Source organism: Bacteroides sp. RTP31139st1_H2_RTP31139_211217, assembly GCF_040227615.1.
In the GTDB taxonomy this organism is placed as follows: Bacteria; Bacteroidota; Bacteroidia; order Bacteroidales; family Bacteroidaceae; genus Bacteroides; species Bacteroides uniformis.
In genome coordinates this window covers 13,060-14,865 of the sequence record NZ_JBCNZM010000120.1, presented here as the reverse complement: position 1 = coordinate 14,865, position 1,806 = coordinate 13,060, and the positions used below count along the sequence as shown (strand labels likewise).

The window sequence follows — 1,806 nt, the reverse complement described above, 5'->3', positions numbered from 1 at the left end:
AAGGGTTTGAGCTGGGTGCCAACGATTACCTGAAAAAGCCTTTCGGAATGCAGGAACTCATTATCCGCATAAAGGCCCTGGTAGGCAAAGCTTTCTCCTTTACAGAGGAAAAGCCCAAAGAAACTACCGTTTTTGAAATCGGTGACTACCGTTTCAATTCCGTCACTCAACGACTTGCTTTTGCAGGCACCCCGACTTCACCTAACGCGGATACGGAAGTGGAACTCTCCCACCGCGAGTCCGAAATACTGAAACGCCTTTGCGAGAACCGCAACCAGGTGGTCAACACCCAGAACGTATTGCTCGACCTCTGGGGAGACGACAGCTTCTTCAACTCCCGCAGCCTGCATGTGTTCATCACCAAACTGCGGCATAAACTGGCCGGAGACGAGCGCATCCGTATCGTCAATGTGCGGGGAATAGGATATAAACTAATAGTGAACTAAACTAAAACTACCCTACTATTTATGAAAAAGTTATTATTCATTACTTTTATCTGTTCCTCACTCTGCGCCTATGCACAGAGCGAGATTCCGGAAGACACAATAAAGAACCGGCCTCCCGTAAAGAAAGAGCAGATTCCCTTTTCTCCAAAAGAGAACAAGCGTACGGGCCTTGATGAAAGCCAGCCCCAACAAAGTCTGCAAGACGAACAGCAGGAAGAGATAAATCTCCATCTCCCTCCCTCCGACTATGTGGAGCCCCTGCCCTGGACGGACATGAAGAAGATACACTTTCAGAAAAACATCTTTGAATGGGACTTCCAGCGTTTCGCCGATTTCCTGCTCTCGCCGGAAGTCGTACTGACGATGTACGGCAGCCATAACACCTATCCTGCAATGGGCTCCATCATGCAGGCTGGCGCAGGAGTCACTTATTACAGTCCCGACGGACATTGGGAATTGAGCGGAGGGGTATATGCCGCCCACTATTCCATCTCCCAACCTTCATCCATTACCGGTGCCCAGTATGCCAAAAGGGATGCCCCCCGAGGTACTCAATGGGACATAGGCTACAATGCCTCCGTATCCTACCGCATCAATCCCTACATGCGCCTGCATGCCTTCGGCCAGTATTCGGGCTACGGGAGAAGTAACTCCTTTCATGGATATATGAACCCGATGTATCCGCAAAGCGGTTATGGCATGGTACTGGAACTGAAAGTGACGGACTGGCTCGACCTCAACGGAGGGATGGAACGAAGATACGACCCCACCAAAATGAAATGGGTAAATTCGCCCATTTTCGCCCCTACCATTCGTATAAAGAAATAGAAATAATACAAAGATATTTCCGGAAATAGAGGGAAACGAGTATCTTTGTTCAGTCTGCCCCTATGCGGCAGACAGCAACTGAAATTGTGAACAAAGAACTATGAAACGAATCTTCTTCTGCATCATCATTTTACTTGCAGGCATGTCATCCGTCAGCGCACAGAGCGAGATGCCTGCCGATACGGTACGTACTGCAGTACGTGGCGAAGCGTCTCCCGAAGGCATGTCTCCGTCTGAAAAGGAGCTTCTGCCGGGCGTGAAGAATTACGACGGCTTCCTGCTGGATATGGGGCTGATGAATCTGTCCACCCCCACTCTTCCCAAATTCACTTTGGAGATACCGGATGCCAGCAAAGACTATAGCCGCATCTTCCAGTTGAACCCGAACGTGACTTATTCACAAGGTCTTTCGAACATATTCTCACTCAGCAACTCCCGGTATTTCAGTTCGAATCCCTTCGGACTGACGGGCTTCTGGGGCTCTACCGACAACCTGCAAATGGGAAGTTTCACTTTGAAGAACGGCATGCGC

The 1,806-nt window shown here is 49.6% G+C and carries 3 protein-coding genes; all 3 read left to right on the top strand.

The features are described from left to right. A partial coding sequence (locus tag ABUA47_RS17315) for a response regulator transcription factor (protein WP_349831822.1) occupies positions 1-446 on the top strand: 446 nt, incomplete at its 5' end. 21 nt (positions 447-467) lie between these two features. Then, positions 468-1,274, top strand: coding sequence for a hypothetical protein (locus tag ABUA47_RS17310; RefSeq protein ID WP_057258519.1), 807 nt, complete (start codon positions 468-470; stop codon positions 1,272-1,274). 100 nt (positions 1,275-1,374) lie between these two features. Beyond that, on the top strand, positions 1,375-1,806 hold a 432-nt coding region (locus ABUA47_RS17305; protein WP_349831820.1), incomplete at its 3' end, for an occludin.

Coding starts and splice junctions, on each gene's coding strand:
- ABUA47_RS17310 (WP_057258519.1), top strand. CDS start 468: ATGAAAAAGTTATTATTCATTACTTTTATCTGTTCCTCACTCTGCGCC.